1 protein-coding gene is annotated in these 473 nt (G+C 65.3%); it reads left to right on the top strand.

Features of this window, described 5'->3' with window-relative positions; genetic code table 11:
• Positions 1-473, top strand: a 473-nt coding sequence (locus LU493_RS19535; RefSeq protein ID WP_275289469.1) for an IclR family transcriptional regulator domain-containing protein, incomplete at both ends; no start/stop codon positions are given.

Raw genomic sequence — 473 nt, 5'->3', positions numbered from 1 at the left:
CTCGACGCCGCTGGCGCGTTCGGCGCAGCCGGTGCTGCGGCATCTGAGCGAAATGCTCAATGAGTCCTGCTCCATCGCCACCCTCGACGGCGACGATATCCTGTATATCGCCCGCGCCTCCAGCTCGCGGATTATGACCATCGACCTGGATATCGGCAGTCGCCTTCCGGCGTGGGCGACCTCGATGGGCCGGGTGCTGCTGAGCCATCAGCCGGAGGAGAAGCTCAACGATATGCTGGGCCGGGTGACCATGATCCGCTATACCCCACAGACGGTGGATTCGGTGGCGAAGCTGCGCGCCGAACTGAAACGGGTGCATCAGCAGGGGTATGCCCTCAACGATCAGGAGCTGGAGATGGGGCTGCGCTCCCTCGCGGTCCCGCTGTTTAACGCTCAGGGGCAGGTCCAGGCGGCGCTCAACGTCGGGGTGCATGCGGGCCAGATGACGGCCCGCGAGATGATCGAGCGCGTGC

Origin of the sequence: Halomonas elongata (assembly GCF_029081005.1) — a bacterium.
Taxonomy (GTDB): Bacteria; Pseudomonadota; Gammaproteobacteria; order Pseudomonadales; family Halomonadaceae; genus Halomonas; species Halomonas elongata_B.
The sequence above is the reverse complement of the archived record's forward strand: the minus strand, read 5'-3'. Positions and strand labels throughout refer to the sequence as shown.